General features: G+C 73.2%; 17 protein-coding genes. 8 read left to right on the top strand and 9 right to left on the bottom strand.

The genetic code is table 11. The features are described from left to right. From ACZ62B_RS38820 to ACZ62B_RS38810, 3 genes are all read right to left on the bottom strand, one after another. The coding region (locus ACZ62B_RS38820) for an ABC transporter ATP-binding protein (RefSeq protein WP_469693970.1) at positions 1–587 on the bottom strand (587 nt) is incomplete at its 3' end. Between the two features lie 64 nt (positions 588–651). Beyond that, positions 652–1,500: a DUF4097 family beta strand repeat-containing protein gene (locus ACZ62B_RS38815; RefSeq protein WP_344569343.1), complete on the bottom strand. Its 849-nt coding sequence runs from the start codon at positions 1,498–1,500 to the stop codon at positions 652–654. Between the two features lie 82 nt (positions 1,501–1,582). Then, positions 1,583–2,098: a toxin-antitoxin system HicB family antitoxin gene (locus tag ACZ62B_RS38810; RefSeq protein ID WP_469693968.1), complete on the bottom strand. Its 516-nt coding sequence runs from the start codon at positions 2,096–2,098 to the stop codon at positions 1,583–1,585. Between the two features lie 477 nt (positions 2,099–2,575). Between ACZ62B_RS38810 and ACZ62B_RS38805 the strand changes: the two genes are divergently transcribed. Next, positions 2,576–3,109 carry a DUF4396 domain-containing protein gene (locus tag ACZ62B_RS38805; protein WP_469693967.1) on the top strand — a complete coding sequence of 178 codons (534 nt, stop codon included), beginning with the start codon at positions 2,576–2,578 and terminating at the stop codon, positions 3,107–3,109. 413 nt (positions 3,110–3,522) lie between these two features. Then, positions 3,523–3,984, top strand: a complete 462-nt coding sequence (locus ACZ62B_RS38800; protein ID WP_344569349.1) for an ATP-binding protein — start codon at positions 3,523–3,525, stop codon at positions 3,982–3,984. 62 nt (positions 3,985–4,046) lie between these two features. Here ACZ62B_RS38800 and ACZ62B_RS38795 read toward each other — a convergent pair whose 3' ends face one another. Further along, positions 4,047–4,469, bottom strand: a complete 423-nt coding sequence (locus ACZ62B_RS38795; protein WP_468876951.1) for a PRC-barrel domain-containing protein — start codon at positions 4,467–4,469, stop codon at positions 4,047–4,049. 210 nt (positions 4,470–4,679) lie between these two features. Between ACZ62B_RS38795 and ACZ62B_RS38790 the strand changes: the two genes are divergently transcribed. Both ACZ62B_RS38790 and ACZ62B_RS38785 read left to right on the top strand, forming a co-directional pair. Continuing rightward, positions 4,680–5,132 (top strand): YbhB/YbcL family Raf kinase inhibitor-like protein, encoded by a 453-nt coding sequence (locus ACZ62B_RS38790; protein WP_469693965.1) that lies wholly within the window; start codon positions 4,680–4,682, stop codon positions 5,130–5,132. Between the two features lie 227 nt (positions 5,133–5,359). Further along, entirely contained in the window at positions 5,360–6,709 is a 1,350-nt protein-coding gene (locus ACZ62B_RS38785) for an erythromycin esterase family protein (RefSeq protein WP_469693964.1), read from the top strand. A gap of 23 nt (positions 6,710–6,732) precedes the next feature. Here ACZ62B_RS38785 and ACZ62B_RS38780 read toward each other — a convergent pair whose 3' ends face one another. The 3 genes from ACZ62B_RS38780 to ACZ62B_RS38770 all read right to left on the bottom strand — a co-directional run bounded on the left by ACZ62B_RS38780 (position 6,733) and on the right by ACZ62B_RS38770 (position 12,178). Continuing rightward, positions 6,733–8,226 carry a cryptochrome/photolyase family protein gene (locus ACZ62B_RS38780; RefSeq protein ID WP_469693962.1) on the bottom strand — a complete coding sequence of 498 codons (1,494 nt, stop codon included), beginning with the start codon at positions 8,224–8,226 and terminating at the stop codon, positions 6,733–6,735. Continuing rightward, positions 8,223–9,839, bottom strand: a complete 1,617-nt coding sequence (locus ACZ62B_RS38775) for an SDR family oxidoreductase (RefSeq protein WP_469693961.1) — start codon at positions 9,837–9,839, stop codon at positions 8,223–8,225. The genes ACZ62B_RS38780 and ACZ62B_RS38775 overlap by 4 nt, the downstream gene beginning before the upstream one ends. A 212-nt stretch (positions 9,840–10,051) precedes the next feature. Beyond that, a complete protein-coding gene (locus ACZ62B_RS38770) occupies positions 10,052–12,178 on the bottom strand; it encodes an MMPL family transporter (RefSeq protein ID WP_468728922.1) in 2,127 nt (708 codons plus the stop codon). A gap of 75 nt (positions 12,179–12,253) precedes the next feature. Here ACZ62B_RS38770 and ACZ62B_RS38765 point away from each other — a divergent pair, with 75 nt between their 5' ends. Further along, positions 12,254–12,751, top strand: coding sequence for a MarR family winged helix-turn-helix transcriptional regulator (locus ACZ62B_RS38765; RefSeq protein ID WP_344569365.1), 498 nt, complete (start codon positions 12,254–12,256; stop codon positions 12,749–12,751). Between the two features lie 27 nt (positions 12,752–12,778). On the opposite strand, the gene ACZ62B_RS38760 is transcribed toward ACZ62B_RS38765, so the two are convergent. Then, entirely contained in the window at positions 12,779–15,925 is a 3,147-nt protein-coding gene (locus ACZ62B_RS38760) for an amidohydrolase family protein (protein ID WP_469693959.1), read from the bottom strand. A gap of 426 nt (positions 15,926–16,351) precedes the next feature. Here ACZ62B_RS38760 and ACZ62B_RS38755 point away from each other — a divergent pair, with 426 nt between their 5' ends. The 3 genes from ACZ62B_RS38755 to ACZ62B_RS38745 all read left to right on the top strand — a co-directional run bounded on the left by ACZ62B_RS38755 (position 16,352) and on the right by ACZ62B_RS38745 (position 18,693). After that, positions 16,352–17,236 (top strand): SGNH/GDSL hydrolase family protein, encoded by an 885-nt coding sequence (locus ACZ62B_RS38755; protein WP_344569369.1) that lies wholly within the window; start codon positions 16,352–16,354, stop codon positions 17,234–17,236. A 128-nt stretch (positions 17,237–17,364) separates the two neighbouring features. Continuing rightward, entirely contained in the window at positions 17,365–17,814 is a 450-nt protein-coding gene (locus ACZ62B_RS38750) for a pyridoxamine 5'-phosphate oxidase family protein (protein WP_344569371.1), read from the top strand. A gap of 183 nt (positions 17,815–17,997) precedes the next feature. Further along, on the top strand, positions 17,998–18,693 hold the full coding sequence (locus ACZ62B_RS38745) for a response regulator (RefSeq protein WP_073937379.1): 696 nt from the start codon (positions 17,998–18,000) through the stop codon (positions 18,691–18,693). Positions 18,694–18,730: 37 nt separating this feature from the next. On the opposite strand, the gene ACZ62B_RS38740 is transcribed toward ACZ62B_RS38745, so the two are convergent. After that, the gene (locus tag ACZ62B_RS38740; RefSeq protein WP_344565788.1) at positions 18,731–19,153 is read right to left on the bottom strand and encodes a pyridoxamine 5'-phosphate oxidase family protein; all 423 of its coding nucleotides are present in this window, start codon (positions 19,151–19,153) and stop codon (positions 18,731–18,733) included. Positions 19,154–19,454 lie beyond the last annotated feature (301 nt).

The raw sequence follows: 19,454 nt of genomic DNA, 5'->3' as shown, positions 1-19,454 counted from the left end.
TGCCACATGGTGTGGCGGGAGCGGGGGTCGAGTCCGGTGGTCGGTTCGTCGAGGAAGATGATCCGCGGGTCGCCGACCAGGGTCATGGCGATGTCCAGGCGGCGCTTCATGCCGCCGGAGTAGGTGGAGGCGGGCTTCTTCGCGGCCTCGACCAGGTCGAAGCGCTCCAGCAGTTCGGCGGCCACCCGCCGCCCCTCGCGCTTGGACAGGTGGTGCAGGTCGGCCATGAGGAGCATGTTCTCCTCGCCGGTGATCAGGCCGTCGACGGCGGAGAACTGCCCGGTGACACCGATCGCGGCCCGCACGGCCTGGGGGTCGGTGGCGATGTCATGGCCGGCGACTTGGACCTGACCGCTGTCGGCGGAGACGAGCGTGGACAGGATCTTGACCACCGTGGTCTTGCCGGCGCCGTTCGGCCCGAGCAGCGCGAACACGGACCCGGCCGGGATGTGCAGGTCGACGCCGTCCAGGACGGTCTTCCCGCCGTACGACTTGCGCAGACCGACGGCCGAGACGGCGGCCGGCGACGGCTGACCGCCGCCCCGCTCAGGCAGCGGTGTGGACATGGGCATGACAGATGAAGGCATGGAGCCCTCCCGTTCGAAGGGTGGAGTCACCGAGGTGGGTCGGTGGGTTCGCGGACGCGGTTGCTCAGGCCCTGGCGCGGCGGATGTCGATGTTGCCGTACCGGGTGCGGGCGTGGACCTTGACGGTGTCCTCGGTCTCCTGCGGGGTCCCGGACGCGGTGAGCGTGTTGCGTACCTGGCCGGAGCCCGAACTGACGTCGAGCCAGGCGGCCGTGCCCTCGCGGACGCCGACCTCGATGGCGCCGTAGCTGGTCTCCAACCGGACCGTTCCGCGCGCCACTTCGCCGACCCGCAGGGTGCCGTGGGCGGTGGTGGCGGTGACCGAGTCCTCGGCGCGCGCGATGTCGATGTCGCCGTTGGCGCCGCTCACCCGCAGCTCGCCGGTCGCGGCGCCGATGGTCGTGGTGCCGTGCGAGTTCTTCAGGACGGCGGGGCCGTCGACGAGGCCGACGCGCAGGCTGCCGGAGCTGGTGGTGATCTCGGCCGCGCCGTCGACCCGGTCCACGGTGATCGAGCCGTGCGACGCGGTCAGGTTCAGCGGGCCGGTCGCATCGAGGCGGACATCGCCGGACGAGGTCTTCACGCGGACCTCGCCGAGCCGGCCGTCGCCGAGCACCTGGGCCCAGGCGCCGGTCATGTCGACGCGCGAGCCCGTGGGCAGTTCGACCGCCACGTCGACCGTGCCGGTGCGGCCCATGCCGAGCAGACCGGGCTTGGGCGTCCTGACCGTCAGGGTGCCGCCCGCGTACGTGACCTCGGTCTGGTCGGCCGCCCGCACGTCCAGCTCCTTCTTCGGGTCGCGGGGCCGCACCTCGACGATCGTGTCGGGACGGTCGCCGGCGGTGAACTGGATGGAACCGGCCTCCACGCGCGCCGTGACCGAGATCGCTTCGGGAGTGTCGAAAGAAGGCATGGCTGTCCCGTCCTCTTGAGTGCTCAGGGCGTCCCCGCTGGTGGGACGTGGTGTGGATGAAGCGGTGCGGGCGGGAGCGCGGTCAGCGCACCCAGCCGGTGAAGCTCTGTCCGACGGTGTGGGTCTTCTCCGGCGTGCGCGGCCGGCCGCTGCCGTCGACCGCGGCCGACACCGCCCGCACCAGCCACGCGTTGACCGACAGGCCCTCACGGCTCGCGGCCTCCTCGGCGCGCGCCTTCAGATGGGCCGGCAGCCGCAGGTTGACACGGGCGGTGCCGCCCTCGTCGGCGTCGGCCGGGGCGTGGAGCGGTCCGGCGGACACGGAGGCCGGCTCCGCGGAGGAGTCGCCGTCGGTGGGCGGTGGTGTCACCACGAAGTCGGGATCCAGCCCGCGCAGTCGCACGTCGACCGAACCGGGGGCGAGTTCACGGGTGACCTCGTCCATCGCGGCGGAAAGCACGCTGAGCATGGTCAGCCGGGCAGCCGACTCCAGGGGGGCGGTGAGCCTCGCGGCCAGCTCGCGGGCTTCGTCGCCGCCGGCCTCGGCGGCCACCGCGAGTTCGCGGCGGAGGGTGTCGACATACGGGGTGAGGTCCATGACGCCATGATGGCACCACTTTGGCATCGCGTGCAAGCGTTCATGGCGTCTGGCGCGTAGGAGGCAAAGGATTCCGGCTCTGATCTGCCAAGAAGCCGAGAGATGTCGCCCGGGCGGCGATGGTGTCAGCGTGTCGAGGTGCTCTCGGTGGCATGGAGTGGCACCGGTTGGCGCCGACTGGCGGCCATGGGCCGGTCGCCAGGGGGGTCGAAGAGATCATCGCCTCGCGGAGCGCGGAGGCCGGGCGGAGGGGCGGGCTGCTCGACGAGGGCCGGCCGCCCCGTCGTGCTCCTTCTCCTCGCTCGGCCCGCCGCTCGTCGCCGTTCGCGAACCCGCCGACGGTGGCCGTGCGTGGATGCTCCGCCGCCGTCCGGCAGTCGGTTCGGATCACCCATGGCCATATACCCCTGGGGGGTATATGGTTCCGGGTGTGGGGCCGCCCGGGGCCTCACGGCACGTCGATTGGGGATGAAGGTCATGGACCACAGCACGCACCACTCCGGTACCGCGCACGACCACACCGCCCACACCCACACCGCCCACACGGGTGGCCACGCCCACGGCGGTCACGCGCACGGCGCGACCTGGGGCACGGCCGTGAAGGCGACGCTGCACTGCCTCACCGGGTGCGCCATCGGCGAGATCCTCGGCATGGTCATCGGCACCGCCCTGATGTGGGGCAACGTGCCGACCATGGCCCTCGCGATCACCCTGGCCTTCGTCTTCGGCTACTCCTTCACCCTCTTCGCGGTGGTGCGCGCCGGGGTGTCCCTGAAGGCCGCGGTCAAGGTCGCGCTGGCCGCCGACACCGTCTCGATCGCGGTGATGGAACTGGTCGACAACGGCATCATCGCGCTGACGCCGGGAGCGATGGACGCGCACCTGTCGGACGGACTGTTCTGGTCGGCGCTGCTCGGCGGCTTCGCCGTGGCGTTCGTGATCACCACGCCGGTCAACAAGTGGATGATCGGCCGCGGCAAGGGCCACGCCGTCGTCCACGCCTACCACTGACCCGCACCACCACGGCGCCGGGTGGCCCCTGGAAGCTCCAGGGGCCACCCGGCGTCGCCGCTGTCGGCGAGCGCCGGTCTTCCTGTACATACGGGGTCGGTCCCGCGGTGCGGGCGATCGCCTCCGGATGCGCGGCTTCTCCGCCCCGTGCGCGACGTGTCGGCTCCCTGAGCCGATGGATCCCGTACCGTCCTCTCGCCTCCCATGTGCTTGCGCGCCATGACGGCTCCTGTCGTCATCGGCCGGGGTCCGGACCGGCGGTGGTCCCGGTGGGCGACGGGCGACCGTCGTCGACGCGTCACTCACATCTCAGCCGCACATATGGCCTCGCGACATGTGCGCCGAAGAGCCGCCGGGAAGCCCGACGTCTGGAACGGTCGTTTCCCGGCCGGCCGCGTGTCATGGTGGTGGTCATGGCGGCTGAAGTGGATGTGGCCGTGCTGGTCGGACTGCAGGCTTCCGGAAAGTCCACGTTCTACGCACGGTGTCTGGCCGACCGGTACGCGCTGGTGAGCAAGGACCTCTTTCCGCGGGGAGCCAGGCACAAGCAGCAGCGGCAGATGCGGCTGCTGGCGGAGCACCTCGCGGCCGGGAGGCCGGTGGTGGTGGACAACACCAATCCGTCACCCCGGGAGTGGCATCCGCTGGTGGAAGCGGCTCACTCGTTCGGTGCCACGGTCACGGCCTACTGGTTCCCTCCCGACGTGGCCGGCTCGCTGCGCCGCAATTCCGCCCGCGCGGACCGCGAGCGCGTTCCGGACATCGGAGTCCTGGCCACGATGAAACGCCTGCGCAGACCGTCACCGGAGGACGGGTTCGACGAGGTGCGCGAGGTGCGGTTCGACGGCCGCGGCGGCTTCGAGGTGCACGGGTGAACGGCGCGAGGCCGCGGCCCGGAGAGGGATGACAGCCTCGGCGCCGACCGCACCACCCGCGCCTACACCGGACGGAAGGGGAAACCGGGGTAGACATAGCCCGCCCCCCAGAACGGCGGATAGCCGTAGAAGCCGTACACGCTGGTGTAGTAGTCGGGCTCGTCGGTGAGTGCGGGGTCGTAAACGGGAGCTTCGGCCACGCGCTCGCGCGACTGGTCGATGAACACCCGGTCCTCGGTGACGCGCGTGACGGCGTCCACGGGAACGAAGGACTTGGTTTCGCCGAAGCCGAGGAACCCGCCGTGGGCCACCAGCAGAAAACGGACCTTGCGCTCGGGAGCGTCGATCAGGAGGTCGTCCACCTTGCCGATCTCGTTGCCGTCGCTGTCCGCCACCTTGCGGCCCCGCACATCCTCCTCGGGAGTTTCCACCGTCTGCTCGGAATCGCTGAGCTTCTCCAGAATCGGAGTGCCGCTGTCCGCCATGTGCGCTCTCCATTTCCTCAAGTGACGTCGAACAATCCGGTGCGTGCGACCCGCTCCGCGTACCCGGTGGCCCGTCGGGCATTCGGAGCCACCGCGGACCGGCCGGCCACGGCTCCTCCCGCACCGAGGTCAGGGGTCACCGACTGTGGCCGGAAAGCCGAAGGGGGCACGACGCGTGTGAGCCGCCCCTTCCGTGGTACTTCGCCGGGTATGGCCGGTATCGAACTCGGCAGTTCCGCGTTCAGCGATCACACGATGATCCCCCGCCATTACGCCAAGGACGGTGACAACGTCTCCCCGCCGTTGACCTGGTCCGGGGTACCCGACGAGGCGGTGGAACTCGCACTGCTGTGCGAGGATCCGGACGCCCCGTCGGGGACCTTCGTGCACTGGCTGGTCACGGGCATCGACCCGCACCGCGGTGGACTGGACACCGACGAGACGCATCCGGGCAGCCACCCGCACCGGAACGGCTACGGCGAACAGGGCTGGGGCGGACCCCAGCCGCCGGTGGGAGACGAAGCACACCGCTACTTCTTCCGCCTCTACGCCCTCCCTGCCCCCGTGTCCGTACCGGACGACGCCACGGCCGACGACGTCCACGGCGTCCTGGACGAGCAGCAGATCGCCAGCGGCACCCTGGTCGGCCTGTACCGACGCTGACGACGCCGTCGTCCCGTCGACGCGTGCCGAGTCGTCCGTCCGGGTACCCGCTCGCCGTCACAGGACCGCGGGAACCGGTCCTGTCCGTGTACGACAACGGCAGCTCGCGTCTCGGTCCCCGATCCCGACCGTGAGGCCGCACAACGGCTTTCGACGCTCCGCCGGAGCCGCCGCCGACCGGTTCGTGAGCACCGGAGTGATGAGCACCGGAGTGAGGGGAGCGGACGATGAGCGTGCCGGCTGGAAGCACGGCGGACCCGGACGAACAGCGGGCCGTCCGCGAGGAGGCCGTGGAGCTGACCGGTCCGGAATCCCTCGGCCCGTTGACGGAGAGGATCGGTGACGCCCGGTACGTCCTGCTGGGGGAGGCGTCACACGGCACCGCCGAGTTCTACCGGTGGCGGGCCGTGCTGACGCGGCGGTTGGTCGAGGAGAAGGGTTTCTCCTTCGTGGCCGTGGAGGGGGACTGGCCGGACTGCCTGGCGGTGCACTGCTCGGTGACCGGGGCGCCCGGCGCACCCGGTGACCCGCGGGAGGTGCTGGAGGGGTTCGTCCGCTGGCCGCGGTGGATGTGGGCGAACACCGAGGTGGCGGACTTCACCCGTTGGCTGCGGCGGCACAACGACCGCCTTCCGGCGGACGGCCGCGTCGGCTTCTTCGGCCTCGACGTCTACAGCCTGTGGGATTCCCTGCACGCCGTCCTGGACCATGTGCGCACGCATGACGCCCAGCAGGTCGACAGGGCCCTGGAGGCGTACCAGTGCTTCGAACCGTACGCCGAGGATCCGCAGGAGTACGCCCGGGCGACCCGGCTGGTCCCCTCCGGTTGCGAGCCGGAGGTGCTGTCCCTGCTGACCGGGATGCGCCGCGGGGCCGAGGCGGCCGGCACGCCGGACGGCCTGGCGGGGTTCGCGGCCCGGCAGAACGCCGAAGTGCTGGCCGGCGCCGAGGCGTACTACCGTGCGATGGTGCGTGGCGGCCCGGAGTCGTGGAACATCCGCGACCACCACATGGCCGACACCCTCGACCGCCTCATGGAGCACTACGGCCCCGGAGCCAGGGCGGTGGTGTGGGAGCACAACACCCACGTCGGAGACGCGAGGGCCACCGACATGGCCGACGCCGGCATGGTCAACGTCGGCCAGCTGGTCCGCGAACGCCATGGGGCCGGCGACGTGGTCCTCGTGGGATTCGGTTCCTACGAGGGAGAGGTCGTCGCGGCGGACTTCTGGGGAGCCCGCCCCCGTGTCCTGAGCGTGCCGCCCGCACGGGAGGGAAGCCTGGAGCACCGCCTGCACCAGGCGCTGCCCGGACGGCAGGCGCTCTTCCTCCTCGGCCCCGGCCGTCGTGCCGGGGCCGCGAGCGAGGGTGCGCACTGGTCCGCGTACGAACGCGACCACCGCGCCATCGGCGTCGTCTACCGCCCGAGCCGCGAGCGCTGGGGGAACTACGTCGCCACCCGCCTCGCCGACCGGTACGACGCCTTCTGCCACCTGGACCGGACCACCGCGCTCACCCCACTGCACGGCGAACGGACGGACACGGCCGAGGAGGAGACCTGGCCGACGGGCCTGTGACCGCGAGGGCGCCGTCGTTTCGCTCATGAAGGCCGTCGTCCACGAAGGCCGTCGTCCGGCACGGAGCCGGGGACGTCGGTCTCCAGGACGTGCCCGGACCGGAGACCGAGGATCCGTACGACGCGATCGTGCGGATCACGTCCCTGGTCGCGACCGCGGGCGTGTGCGAAGCGTGCCAGCCCCTCGGAGAGGCCGATCAGCGGTTCGGGGTAGTCGAGGCGGGCGCGTCGGTCCTCCGGGAGCCGCCAGGGCTCGTGCACGAAACGGTCTTCCACGTCGCGCAGTTCGGGCACCCAGCGGCGTACGTAGGCTCCTCGCGGATCGAAGCGCCTGCCCTGGACGACCGGGTTGAGGACGCGGTGCGGGCGGGTGTCCGTGCCGGTGCCCGCGGCCCACTGCCAGTTGAGCTGGTTGTTGACGACGTCGCCGTCGACGAGGAGGCCGAGGAAGTGCCGGGCGCCGATCCGCCAGTCCACGTACAGCGTCTTGGTCAGGAAGCTCGCCACCAGCAGACGTGCCCGGTTGTGCATCCAGCCCTCGTGGCGCAGCTGGCGCATCGCGGCGTCGACGACCGGATAGCCGGTACGGCCCTCCCGCCAGGCGGCGATGTCCTCGGCGGCCTCCGCCTCGCCCCGCCACCGGTCGTGCCGGGTGCGGTAGTCGCGGGTGGACGCCTCGGGGCGCGCCGCCAGCACCTGGTGGTGGAAGTCCCGCCAGCACAGCTGCCGTACGAACGCCTCCGCGCCGGGGCCGCCGTGCGCGCGGGCCCGCCGCACGAGCTCCGTCGCGGACAGGGCGCCGAAGTGCAGGAACGGCGACAGCCGTGACGTCGCGTCGCCGGCCAGGTCGTCGTGCCGTTCCTCGTACGCGGGCATCCCCGACCGTACCCACCGGGAGAACCGCTCCCGGCCTGCCTTCTCCCCTCCCGCGGGAAGGCCCGGGGAGAGGTCGGAGAGAGCGTCGCGGGACGGCAGCGGCTCACCCCGCACCCCGTCCGGCACGCGCACGGTGCGCGGAGCCGGGCAGACCTCCCGCAGGGGTTCGGCGGACCAGCGGCGGAAGTAGGGGGTGAACACCGCGTAGTGGTCGGAGCCGGACGGCGTCACCCGCCCGGGTTCGACGGCGGTGACCACGGCGTCGTGCACGTGGAGGGCCACACCGTGGGCGTCGAGCCGGCCGCGCAGCCGCTCCTCCCTGCGGTGGCCGTAGCCGGTCACCGCCGCGGCCATGTGGACCTCCGTGGCGTCGCACTCGGCCGCGACCGCGCCGACCTCCCGGGCGACCGGGCCGCTGCGCACGATCAGCCGGCCGCCGCGCCGGCGCAGCGAGGCGTCCAGATCCGCCAGGCAGTCGGCGAGGAAGGCGCTGCGGTTGGGGGCGTCGAAGCCCGCGGCGCACACGCCGGGGTCGCGGACGAACAGCGGCACCACCTCGTCGGCCGCCGCGAGCGCGGCGCGCAGCGGCGGATGGTCGTGCAGACGAAGATCCGAGGTGAACAGGACGACCGCGCGGGTCATGTCGTCGCTCCCGGTGGGCCGGGGCGGTGTCGTGGGAACCGGTGACGGAGGCCCTTCGCCGGGCGGGCGCGTCCGGTGCGTCCGGTGCGCCGCGCCCGTCCGTGCGCGCTCATGCCCTTGGCGGCGGCCTGCGCGATGTTGCGGGCCATGCCGCCGAAGACGACGGAGTGGAACGGCGAGACGCTCCACCAGTAGACGTGGCCCAGCAGTCCGCGCGGATGGAACAGGGCGCGCTGGCGGTACCGCGTGCGGCCGTCGGTGTCCGTTTCGGCGTACATCTCCAGCCAGGCGAGTCCGGGCAGCCGCATCTCGGCACGCAGCCGCAGCAGACGGCCCGGCTCGATCTCCTCGACGCGCCAGAAGTCCAGCGAGTCGCCGACCCGCAGGCGCTCGGCGTCCCGCCGTCCGCGGCGCAGGCCGACCCCGCCGACGAACCGGTCCAGCCAGCCCCGTACCGCCCAGGCGAGCGGGAAGGAGTACCAGCCGTTGTCGCCGCCGATGCCCTCGACGACCTTCCACAGCGAGGCGCGGGACGCGTCGACGGGCAGTTCCCGTTCGTCCTGGTAGAGGCTGCCGCCGGCCCAGTCAGGGTCGGTGGGCAGCGGGTCGCTGGGGGCGCCGGGCACGGCCGCGGACGACCAGCGGGTGGCCACCTGGGCGTCCCGTACCTTGCGCAGCGCCAGGGCCAGCGCCTCGTCGAAGGGCAGCGGCCGGCCCGGAGGGTCGGGCACGTACCGGGCGATGTCGTGTTCCCGGCAGACGACCTCGTGGCGCAGCGACTCGGTCAGCGGCCGGGCGATGGCGGCGGGCACCGGGGTGACCAGGCCCACCCAGTGGCTCGAGAGCCCCGGGGTGAGGACCGGCACCGGCACGACGATCCGCCGCCGCAGCCCGGCGACCTCGGCGTAACGGCGCATCATCTCCCGGTAGGTCAGCACGTCCGGCCCGCCGATGTCGAAGGCCCGGTCGACGTCGGACGGCATGGCGGCCGAGCCGACGAGGTAGCGCAGCACGTCGCGGATCCCGATCGGCTGGATGCGGGTGTGCACCCAGCTCGGGGTCACCATCACGGGCAGGCGCTCGGTCAGGTAGCGCAGCATCTCGAACGAGGCCGACCCCGAGCCGATGACGACCGCCGCCCGGAGCACCGTGGCGGGCACCGGGGCGTCCAGGAAGACGCGCCCGACCTCGGCCCTGGAACGCAGGTGCGGGGAGAGGGAACGCTCGGGTACGCCCGCCGGGGTGAGTCCGCCGAGGTAGACGATCCGCCGTACCCCGGCGGCGTGCGCCCGCTCGGCGAAGATCCGGGCGGCGCGGCGGTCGGTGTCCTCGAAACCGGAGCCGGTCCCCAGGGCGTGCACCAGGTAGTAGGCGACGTCGATCCCGCGCATGGCCTCGGCGACGGAGGCGGCGTCCGTGACATCGCCGCGGACGGTCTCGGCGTCCCGGGCCCAGGGGTGGTCGCGGAGCTTGCCGGGGGAGCGGGCCAGGCACCGGACCCGGTGACCGGCCTCCAGCAGTTCGGGCACCAGACGTCCGCCGACGTATCCGGAGGCCCCGGTGACCAGGCAGCGCAGCCGTTCGCCGTTCCGCTGTCCGTACGTGTCCGCCACGAGTGCTCCTCTCAGGTGTGCGGTACGACTTCCCTCTCAGGTCCGATCATGGGTGCGGCGGTCATGACGCGCATGGGCGTCTCCCGCCGAGGGCGCCGGACGGTGCCGGCCGCCCGCACGACCACTTCACCCGCCACCGGCCCCGTGGACGCACTCCGGCATGCCGCGAACGGCGTCCGGCAGGCAGCGCGGCCTGCCGGACGCCGCCTCGGTCACCGCCGCGGTCCGTACGCCGACGGCTTCGGCTCCTCGGCGGGCGCGGCGTTCTCGCGTGCCAGGGCGCTGGGCCACCACGCGCGGGGGCCGATGTCGATCACGAGCGCGGGCACCAGCAGCGAGCGGACCACGAGCGTGTCGAGCAGCACGCCGAAGGCCACGATGAAGGCGATCTGCACGAGGAACGCCAGCGGGATGACCGTCAGGGCCGCGAACGTGGCGGCCAGCACCACACCCGCCGAGGTGATCACGCCGCCGGTCGTGGTCAGTCCGCGCAGCACCCCCTGCCGCGAGCCGAGCGCGAGCGCCTCCTCGCGCACCCGGGACATCAGGAAGATGTTGTAGTCGACGCCGAGGGCCACCAGGAACACGAACCCGTAGAGCGGAACGGACGCGTCCGTCCCGCTGAAGCCGAGGAGGTGCTCGAAGACGAGGGCGGAGACCCCCAGTGTCGCCAGGAAGTTGAGCGCGACGGTCGCCACCAGCAGCACCGGTACGAGCAGCGAGCGCAGCAGCAGGACGAGGATCAGCAGGATGATGCCGAGCACGACGGGGACGATCACCGTGCGGTCGTGCGCGGCGGTCTGCTGGGTGTCGTACTGCTGTGCCGTGTACCCGCCGACCAGGGCGTCGGCCCCGGGGACGGCGTGCACGTTGTCGCGCAGCCGCGCGATGGTCTCCTTGGCCGCGTCGCTGTCCGCCGTCGCCTCCAGAGTGGCGTCGATGCGGACCCGTCCGTCCACGACCTGCGGCTCACCGGCACCGGGCCGCCCAGAGGCGGAGACCGCGCCCGCCGACGCCACGCCCGCGGTGTCCTTCGCGGCGGCCGTCACCGCATCGGCGCGGTCGGCGTCGGCGATGATCACGGCCGGGTTGCCCGAGCCGCCGGGGAAGTGCTCGCCGAGCGTCTCCTGGGCGGCGACGGAGGGGGTGTCGTTCACGAAGATCTCGTCGAGCGGCACGCCCTTCGCGGACAGCGTGGGCGAGAAGGCCGCCAGGGCGGCGAGGACGAGCCCGGTCACGACCCAGGTGAGACGCGGCCGCGCGTCCACCCGCGCGGCGACCCGGCGCCATACCGCGTGGCCCTCCGCGGACGCGTCCGACGCCTTCGGGCGGGACGGCCAGTAGGCGGTGCGGCCGAGCAGGGCCAGCACGGCCGGCAGGAAGGTGAGCGTGGTGAGCACGGCGCACACGATGCCGATGGCGCCGACCGGTCCGAGGGCGCGGTTGTTGGTGAGGTCGCTGGCGAGCAGGGCCAGCAGCCCGAGCGCCACGGTGGCGGCGCTCGCGGTGATCGCGCCGAACGAGCGCCGCACCGCCGCCAGGGCGGCCGCGGCCCGGTCCCCGCGCACGGCGAGTTCCTCGCGGAAGCGCGCGGCCAGCAGCAGGGCGTAGTCGGTGGCGGCACCGATCACCAGGATGGACAGGATGCCCTGCACCTGTCCGTCGACGCGGACCACGTCCCGCTCCGCCAGCGCGTAGACCACGGCACAGGCCAGTCCCAGGGCGAAGACGGAACCGAGGATGATCAGGAACGGCAGCAGGACGCTGCGGTAGACGAGCAGGAGGATCACCAGCACGGCGGCGAGCGCCACGCCCAGCAGCAGCCCGTCGATGCCCGCGAACGCGTCCGACAGGTCGGCCTGGCTCGCGGCCGGGCCGGCGATCCGCGCCTCGGTGCCCGGCACCTCCCGCGCCGCCGCGCGCACCTCGTCGAGGACCGTGGGCAGCTCCTCGCCCAGCTCGGGCTCGAGCTGAACGACGGCCTGGAGGGCCTGGCCGTCCTCGGAGGGCAGGGCCGGGGACGGCCGGCCGACGATCCCGGTGCTTCCGGCGAGCGCGCCGACGGAGTCGGTGGCGGCTGCCCGCTGCGCCTCGGTGACCCGGTCCCCGTCCGCCGTCCAGACCACGATGGCCGGCAGGGTCTCGGACTGGTCGAACGCCTCGCGCTCCTCGAGGACCTTGGTGGACTCGGCGCTCCGCGGCAGGAAGGAGGCCTGGTCGTTGGTGGCCACCTCGCCCAGCTTGCCCGCGTACGGCCCGAGCGTTCCGCCCACGCCCAGCCAGACCAGCAGGAGAACGAGGGGCACGGTCCACCGGGCCCAGCGCGGTGTGGTTCTCATGAACATCCTCAGCAGTGGGGAGAAGTGTGTCGATGAATGAGTATCTCAATGATTGAGTGATCCTATACTGGGGTCATGAGTGGACCGGATACCCCCTCGACACCTCTTCCGGTGGACGACCCGACGGGGTTGCAGTCGTTCGCCGTGCTGTTGCGTCGGATGAACAACGAGTTCAACCGTGTCGCTCAGGAGTTCGCCCACGCGCACGGCCTGCACCTCACCGACGTACAGGCCCTGATCGCGATCCTGGACGCCGATCCGGACGGTGTGGGCGAGCCCATGACGCCCGGCCGGCTGCGCAGGCAGCTCAACCTCACGTCCGGCGCGGTCACCGCGTGCGTCGACCGGCTGGAGCGGGCGGGGCACATCCACCGGGTCAGGGCCGCCGACGACCGTCGCGTGGTCCACCTGCACTTCGCGGAGGCGGCCAGAGGACTGGCCAGGGAGTACTTCCGGCCGCTCGCGCGGAGCACCGACACCGCGCGGGGCCGTTTCACGCCCGACGAGCTCGCGGTCATCGTCCGGTTCCTCGGCGAGATGAACCGCGAACTCGTCCTGCTGCGCCGCGACTGAGCGGCTTCGGCACCCCGCGCGGGCGGCTCAGTCGCCGGAGTGGCAGCAGGAGTCCCGGTGGAGGGCGTGGGCGACCTCGAGCCAGGTGGTGTCCCGGGGAGCGGGAGCGGCGGCCTGCCGGTGCGTGGCGGTGAGGTCGGCCCGGCGGTGGGGGACGCCGTCGCGCAGGACCAGGGGGATGTCGACGAGCGCGGCGAAGTCGGTGAAGGGGTCGCCGTCGACGACCGTGAGGTCGGCGATCCTGCCCGGTTCGACGGTGCCCAGGTCGGCGTCGAGACCGAAGAGCCGGGCGGGAGTGGTGGTGACGGTGCGCAGGGCCTGGACGGGGGTGAAGCCGTGGGCGACGAGGGCGCGCAGGGCCAGGTGCAGGGACAGGCCGACGGGCACCAGGGGGGAGTCGGTGCCCAGGGCGAGGGTGGCGCCGTGCGCGGCCAGCCGCCGGTAGTTGCCCATCTCGACGGCCAGGGCGCGCAGCTGCTCGGCCGTGGGCCCGGTCTTGGCGCGTTCCTGGACGGCGGCGACGTCCCAGGGAGGCAGGAGGGCGAGGACGCGGGGGTCGTCGGCCAGGGCGGGGTCGGCGCCCAGCAGGGCCTGGGCGGTGAACGGGGTGGCGATCAGCGCGAAGGAGCCGTCGGCGTACTGCTCGAGGAGATCCTGGTGGAGGTGGCCGGTGGGGGTGGTGGCATGGCCGTACGCCAGGCGCTGGGTGGCCTGCAGATGGGTGGTCAGGTCCTGGCCGACGGCCCGCCCCGGGGAGCACAGGTGGCTGCCGCAGGGAACGCCGAGGCGGTGGGCGGCCTCGGCGGCCTCGGCCATGGCCCGGCCCGGAGCGCGCACATAGGTCTTGACGAAGTCGGCTTCGAGCGCGGTGACGCGCTCCAGGGTGCGCCGCAGGCCGGCGTGGGTGCGGTGGGCGCGGCCCTTGGCGTAGGCGGTGCGGGGGCCGTCGATGAGCTCCGCGCAGGCCAGCATGCGCGGCCCCGTGCTGTGGCCGGCGGCGAGGGATTCGCGCAGCCGGACCGCCTCGTACAGGGCTGCGCCCATGCAGGCGGTGGTGGTGATGCCGTAGGCGAGCGCCGCGAGGTGCTGCCGGGCACCGTAGGTGGCGGTGTAGGGATGGGTGTGGCTGTCGAACAGGCCGGGGACGACGGTGTGGTCCGAGGCGTCGAGGGTGCGGTGGCCAGGGCGGCGCGCCCGGTGGGGTTCGACGGCGGTGATCCGGCCGCCCTCGACGAGGATGTCGACGTCCTGGCGCACGGTGGTGCCGGTGCCGTCCCACAGCCGGCCCGCGCGGACGCGCAGCGGCTCGTGGCGCGGGCGCTGTCCGGTGGTCAGCCGGACGGGGAGCGTACGGGTGCGGGACGGAACCCGTTCCCCGTCGAGGGAGAGCAGGCGCAGCCGGCCCGAGGAGAGGTAGAGCAGGGTGGCGGAGTCGCCGGCCCAGCAGGCGTGGTCGGCCGGCTCGTCGGTCAGCCGGCGCACCGGGCCGGCCGGGGTGCCGTCGGCGGTGACGGGCAGCAGGTGCAGGGCCGATTCGGCGATCAGGGCCATCCAGCGGCCGTCGGGGGACCAGACGGGGCCCGCGGCGGCACGGTCGGCCAGCGACTGGTGGTCGGCCGGCAGATGGCGCCGTTCGGCGCCGGTGCGGGTGTCGACGACGCGGATGAGGTGGTAACCCTCGCGGAAGCGGTGGTTGAGCCGGTTGCGGTCGCAGAAGGCCACGTACCGGCCGTCGGGTGACCACGTGGGGGCGCCGGGCGGCCCGTCGGTGGCCATGGGCCGGGCCAGCACCCGCTCGGCGCCGGTGGCCAGGGTGTGCAGCAGCAGGTTTCCGGTGACGTCCTGGCAGGCCAGGAGGGTGCCGTCCGGGGACGGCGCGGGACACAGGCGGCCCTGGCCGGTGACCGGTTCGTCGCGCCCGTCGTCCGGACGCAGACGGCGTACGGCCGTCAGCCCGTCCCGGTCGGTGCAGTACAGCAGGGTGCGCCCGTCCGGGGCCCACACGGGCATCTGCAGATGGTGGACGGGGGAGGCCTGGACGAGCTTGCGGGGCGCGCCGCCGGCCTCCATCAGCCACAGCGCGTTCAACGCCACGAACGCCACGCTGCCCCCGTCGGGGGAGAGGGCGGGCAGATGGATCCCGCGCACCGGGACGGACCGGGCCGGGTCCCAGTTCCGCGGTCCGGCCCGTCGGCGCGGCCGGGGCATCGGCATCCGGGCGGTGAAGGCGACCTCCTCCACCGGCGCGGACGAGTCCGGCGTACGGATGCGGATGCGGCCGTCGGCCACGTACAGCAGCCGGTCCTCGCCCAGCCAGCACGGTGGTGCCGCCGCCAGGTCCTCGTCGTCCGTGACGGCCCGGCCGTCGACCATCAGCACCGCCTCGGCGGCCGGCAGGGACGGCGAGGAACCGGTTCCGGACAGATGCAGGCAGGCGATCCGGCCCGCCGGGGAGACGGACGGGCACAGCAGCCGGCCCGAACCGACGCTGTGCACCACCCGCGCCTCGCCGCCCGCGACCGGTACACGCACGAGGGTCCGGCCGCCGTCGCTCGCGCCGTCCGGGGTGTGGGCGGCGCGGACGCACACCACCGAGCGCCCGTCCGGATCCCACGCGGCGTCGAGATCCTCGAAGTCCCCGCCGGTCAGCCGCCGCACGCGGCCGTCGCGCACGTCGAGGACCCACAGGCCGAACGCGCTGCCGGCCACCGCGTCGCCGCCGCGCTCGGAGGAGAACACCAGCCGGGTGCCGTCGGGGGACCAGGCCGGCCCGCGATCGTCCCAGGGTCCGTCGGTGAGCCGGCGCAGCCCGCTGCCGTCGGCCCCCACCGTCCACAGGTGGAAGGTGCCGTCCCGGTAGCCGCACAGCGCCACCGTCCCGCCGTCGGGCGACAGGGCCGGAGCGGTCGCCTCCAGCTCCCAGTCCGTCAGCCGCGTCGCCGCGCCGCCCTCGCGGGGGACCCGCCACAGCACGCCCTGCACCTCGGCGATCAGGAGCTTCCCGTCGCGGGAGGCGGTGACCGACCCACCGGTCATCTCCTCATAGCGCAAGACCTGGTCCTCCCCGGCGGCGGAAGCGGCCTCGGCCCGGGTCGCCACCGGGGAGAGAGCCCCGGTCAGCCCCGCCGCGGAGGCCCCCAGAAAGCCGCGTCGGCTGACGGAACCGGAACTCATCTCGGTCTGCCTCCTGATCGGTCCACCAGCTGAAAACCCGGTGGGAGGACACGCCGGGAACGCGGACCCGCGCCCGGGACCCGCTCGACGGCCCGTCACCCCGACGCCGGCCCCCGGCACCTCGCCGCCCGCGAGCCGCGCCCGGCGCCCCGTGAGCCGGGGCCGACGTACGACGCGGCGACGCACGCCGCCCCGTACGGAGCCGCGCCCCGTGCACACATCGTGCCGACCGGCGGGAAAGTCCCGGCCCGCCACGCCGGACGGCGCCAGTAGTCATACCGGCTGCGGCAAGCATCAGGGGCCGTGCCGCACGCCGTCATCCGGCGGGAGTACCGAGCCGCGGTCCGCCGTGCGGCGGCATGCCCGCTCGGGCATGCTCATCGCGAGGCATACCCATACATTCCGACCCGTCGGACGGAGGCGTCCTTGAAGACGACCCTGCGCATAGCCCTGGCCACCGCACTGTTCACCGGTGCCCTGTCGGCCGTGGCACCGGTCACGGCCGCGTCGACCGCGGCCGAACCCCCGCGGTACGTCGCGCTCGGCGATTCCTACGCGGCCGCACCGCTGGTGCCACCACCCGATCCGGCCGACCCGATGTGCCTGCGTTCCCTGGCCGGCTATCCGCACGTCGCGGCCGAGGCCCTCGGCGCGCACCTCACCGACGTCACCTGTTCCGCCGCCACCACCGACCACCTGAGCACGTCCCAGTACCCGGGCACCGCCCCCCAGTACGACGCGCTCACACCCGACGCCGACATCGTCAGCATCACCATCGGCGGCAACGACGCCGACGTCTTCGGCGAAGCGCTGGCCTGCGTCAACATCCTGCCCCCGCCCTACGGCACCAGCTGCGCGGAGGAGAACACCGCGGGCGGTACCGACAGGATCAGGGCCCGCATCGACGCCTGGGCACCGGACTTCGGTGACGCCCTGGACGAGATCACCCGGCGCGCGCCGAACGCCGAGGTCTTCGTCGTCGGCTACGGCAACTACCTCCGCCCCGACGGCTGCCACCCCACCCAGCCCTTCTGGAAGCAGGACGCCAACTACATCCAGGGCGTGGTCGACCACCTCGGCGCCGTACTGAGACGAACGGCCGAAGAGCACGGCGCGGCCTTCGTCGACACCTACACCCTGGGGATCGGACACGACATCTGCGCCGCCCCCGCCGACCGCTACATCGAGGGCCTGGTCCCCACCCGCCCGGCCGCACCCCTGCACCCCAACGCCGAGGGGGCCCGGGCCATCGGAGACGCCCTGGCCACGGCCGTACGCGGGACGGACACCGCACTCTCGAAAGCCTCGTAGTCCCCGTGACGGCCGGGCCGTTCTCCGGGGGGAGCGGGACCGTCGGCCCTCATCTTCCGGCCGTGCCCGGCCCAAGGTGGAGGGAGACAGGACCGCCGCACCGGACGATGGGCGAAGGAGGGCCGGCGATGTACCCCAATGACGGTTTCCGCGAACTCGGGCGGCAGGAGTGCCTGGAGCTGATGGCCGGGGTGCCCGTCGGCCGCATCGTCTTCACCCGCCGGGCCCTGCCCGCCGTGCTGCCCGTCAACTTCCGCCTGGCGGCCGACGGCGCGGTCCTGCTGCGTACCGCCGCCGGTTCGGAACTGGTCCGCGCGGTCGACGGCGCGGTGGTCGCCTTCGAGGCCGACGACGTCGACGCCGCCCGGCAGTCCGGCTGGAGCGTCGTCGTCACGGGCCCGGCCAGGGTGGTGACCGACCCCGTCGAACACCGGCGCCTGGCCCGCACCGGCCCGGTCTCCTGGGCGCCCTCGGCCCGGGAGGTCTTCGTCCGCGTCGAGGCCGAGCTGGTCACCGGGCGCGAACTCGTCGGCGGACGCTCCCTGTACGGAGTGCCCCTGGCGGTCGCGGACGGGTGACGACCGCCGACGGGCCCGGCGCGGGGACGGGCTCCGCCCACCGGCGGAGACGCCCCCGCGCTCCCGCCCGCGCGAGTGGGGCCGATCGGCCCTGGCCTCACGGCCCGGGATTGCGCAAGATGTGAGGGCCGGGCGTTTTCGGACGGCGTGGACGATCACACAGCGTGCAACGAGGAGCAATCGATGGCGGACGGCGAGCAGCCCGGACCCGACAGCCCGATCCGGGTCTTCCTGCTGGACGACCACGAGGTGGTCCGGCGAGGGGTGCACGACCTGCTGAACGACGAACCGGACATCACCGTGGTCGGCGAGGCCGCCACCGCGGAGCAGGCCCTGGTCCGCGTCCCCGCCCTGCGACCCCAGGTCGCGGTCCTGGACGTACGGCTGCCGGACGGGGACGGGGTGAGCGTGTGCCGCGAGCTGCGCTCGGCCATGCCCGACCTGGCCTGTCTGATGCTGACCTCGTTCGACGACGAGGAGGCCCTGCTCGACTCGATCATGGCCGGCGCCTCCGGATACGTGCTGAAGCAGATCCGCGGCTCCGACCTGGTGACCGCCGTCCGCACGGTGGCCCGCGGCCAGTCGCTGCTCGACCCGAGCGCCACCACCCGGCTGATGGCCCGGCTGCGCGGCGGGCAGCAGAAGGAGGAGGAGCAGCCGGACGCGCTGCCCGGGCTGACCGAGCGGGAGCGCGAGATCCTGGCCCTGATCGGTGAGGGACTGACCAACCGCCAGATCGGCCAGCGGCTGTACCTGGCCGAGAAGACGGTCAAGAACCACATCTCCCGGCTGCTGGCCAAGCTCGGTGTGGAGCGCCGCATCCAGGCCGCCGTCATCGCCACCCAGGTCCAGGACCGGCTGCGGCAGGAGGGCCGCTGACGGCACGCGGCGGGCCGCGCCGGCCGTCCGCCGCGGCTCACTGCCCTGCCGTGGCCCCCCTGAGCTCGCGTCCGGTGACCATCTCGGCCTCGATGCGCACGAACACCGTCTCCCGCAGCGGCATCCACGAGGCCGGACCGGTCCGTACGAGCCGTTCGTGCTCGGCCGGATCGGTCACCACGGTGGCCCGTCCGGTGACGATCACGCTCCAGCCGGAGCGGGTCTCCGCCCGGAACTCGTCCGCCTCGAAGGCGACCACGGTGCCGTCGACGGCGCGTACGAGGTCCGAGCCCGGGGAGGTGGCCAGGAGCACGGAGGCGTCCGTGTCCAGGGAGAAGTTGACGGGCAGGACCGCGGGCAGGGCCTGCCGGGTGTAGATCACACGGCCGACCGGCACCCCGGCCAGCAGGCGGAGGCACTCCTGCCGGCCGAGCGCGCGAAAGGCATCGTTCCGGGACATCGCTCCATCGTCGCCGCGAGCCCGGCCGGGTGGTAGGGCCGACCGGCCCTACCACCCGACCGGCCCCCTTTCCGCGTCCGTGGTGTGGCTGTTGACCTTTCGGGGGACACGGGTCATAGAGTCGTGTGCGGTGTAACCGATCACGAATCGAACGGGCAGGCATGCCCGGAGCGGAGTGGCACGGTGAGTACGCGGACCGGCACGGCACGGCCCCAGGCGGGCATGGACGGCGAACTGGCGGAGGCGCTGGTGCGCAGCCGCCGCTACTTCACCAGAGCCGAGGTCTCCGAGGACCTGCGCT

The sequence above is a fragment of the Streptomyces sp. NPDC053426 genome (genome assembly GCF_055585405.1).
Note: the sequence above shows the minus strand (reverse complement) of the source record. Positions and strands in the feature narration are given on the sequence as shown.

Bases quoted from the DNA above. Each gene is read 5' to 3' on its own strand.
- ACZ62B_RS38785 (WP_469693964.1), top strand. From the start codon at position 5,360: ATGAGCGTGCCGGCTGGAAGCACGGCGGACCCGGACGAACAGCGGGCC.
- ACZ62B_RS38800 (WP_344569349.1), top strand. From the start codon at position 3,523: ATGGCGGCTGAAGTGGATGTGGCCGTGCTGGTCGGACTGCAGGCTTCC.
- ACZ62B_RS38740 (WP_344565788.1), bottom strand. From the start codon at position 19,153: ATGTCCCGGAACGATGCCTTTCGCGCGCTCGGCCGGCAGGAGTGCCTC.
- ACZ62B_RS38770 (WP_468728922.1), bottom strand. From the start codon at position 12,178: ATGAGAACCACACCGCGCTGGGCCCGGTGGACCGTGCCCCTCGTTCTC.
- ACZ62B_RS38780 (WP_469693962.1), bottom strand. From the start codon at position 8,226: ATGACCCGCGCGGTCGTCCTGTTCACCTCGGATCTTCGTCTGCACGAC.
- ACZ62B_RS38745 (WP_073937379.1), top strand. From the start codon at position 17,998: ATGGCGGACGGCGAGCAGCCCGGACCCGACAGCCCGATCCGGGTCTTC.
- ACZ62B_RS38750 (WP_344569371.1), top strand. From the start codon at position 17,365: ATGTACCCCAATGACGGTTTCCGCGAACTCGGGCGGCAGGAGTGCCTG.
- ACZ62B_RS38805 (WP_469693967.1), top strand. From the start codon at position 2,576: ATGGACCACAGCACGCACCACTCCGGTACCGCGCACGACCACACCGCC.
- ACZ62B_RS38815 (WP_344569343.1), bottom strand. From the start codon at position 1,500: ATGCCTTCTTTCGACACTCCCGAAGCGATCTCGGTCACGGCGCGCGTG.
- ACZ62B_RS38790 (WP_469693965.1), top strand. From the start codon at position 4,680: ATGGCCGGTATCGAACTCGGCAGTTCCGCGTTCAGCGATCACACGATG.
- ACZ62B_RS38810 (WP_469693968.1), bottom strand. From the start codon at position 2,098: ATGGACCTCACCCCGTATGTCGACACCCTCCGCCGCGAACTCGCGGTG.
- ACZ62B_RS38765 (WP_344569365.1), top strand. From the start codon at position 12,254: ATGAGTGGACCGGATACCCCCTCGACACCTCTTCCGGTGGACGACCCG.
- ACZ62B_RS38760 (WP_469693959.1), bottom strand. From the start codon at position 15,925: ATGAGTTCCGGTTCCGTCAGCCGACGCGGCTTTCTGGGGGCCTCCGCG.
- ACZ62B_RS38795 (WP_468876951.1), bottom strand. From the start codon at position 4,469: ATGGCGGACAGCGGCACTCCGATTCTGGAGAAGCTCAGCGATTCCGAG.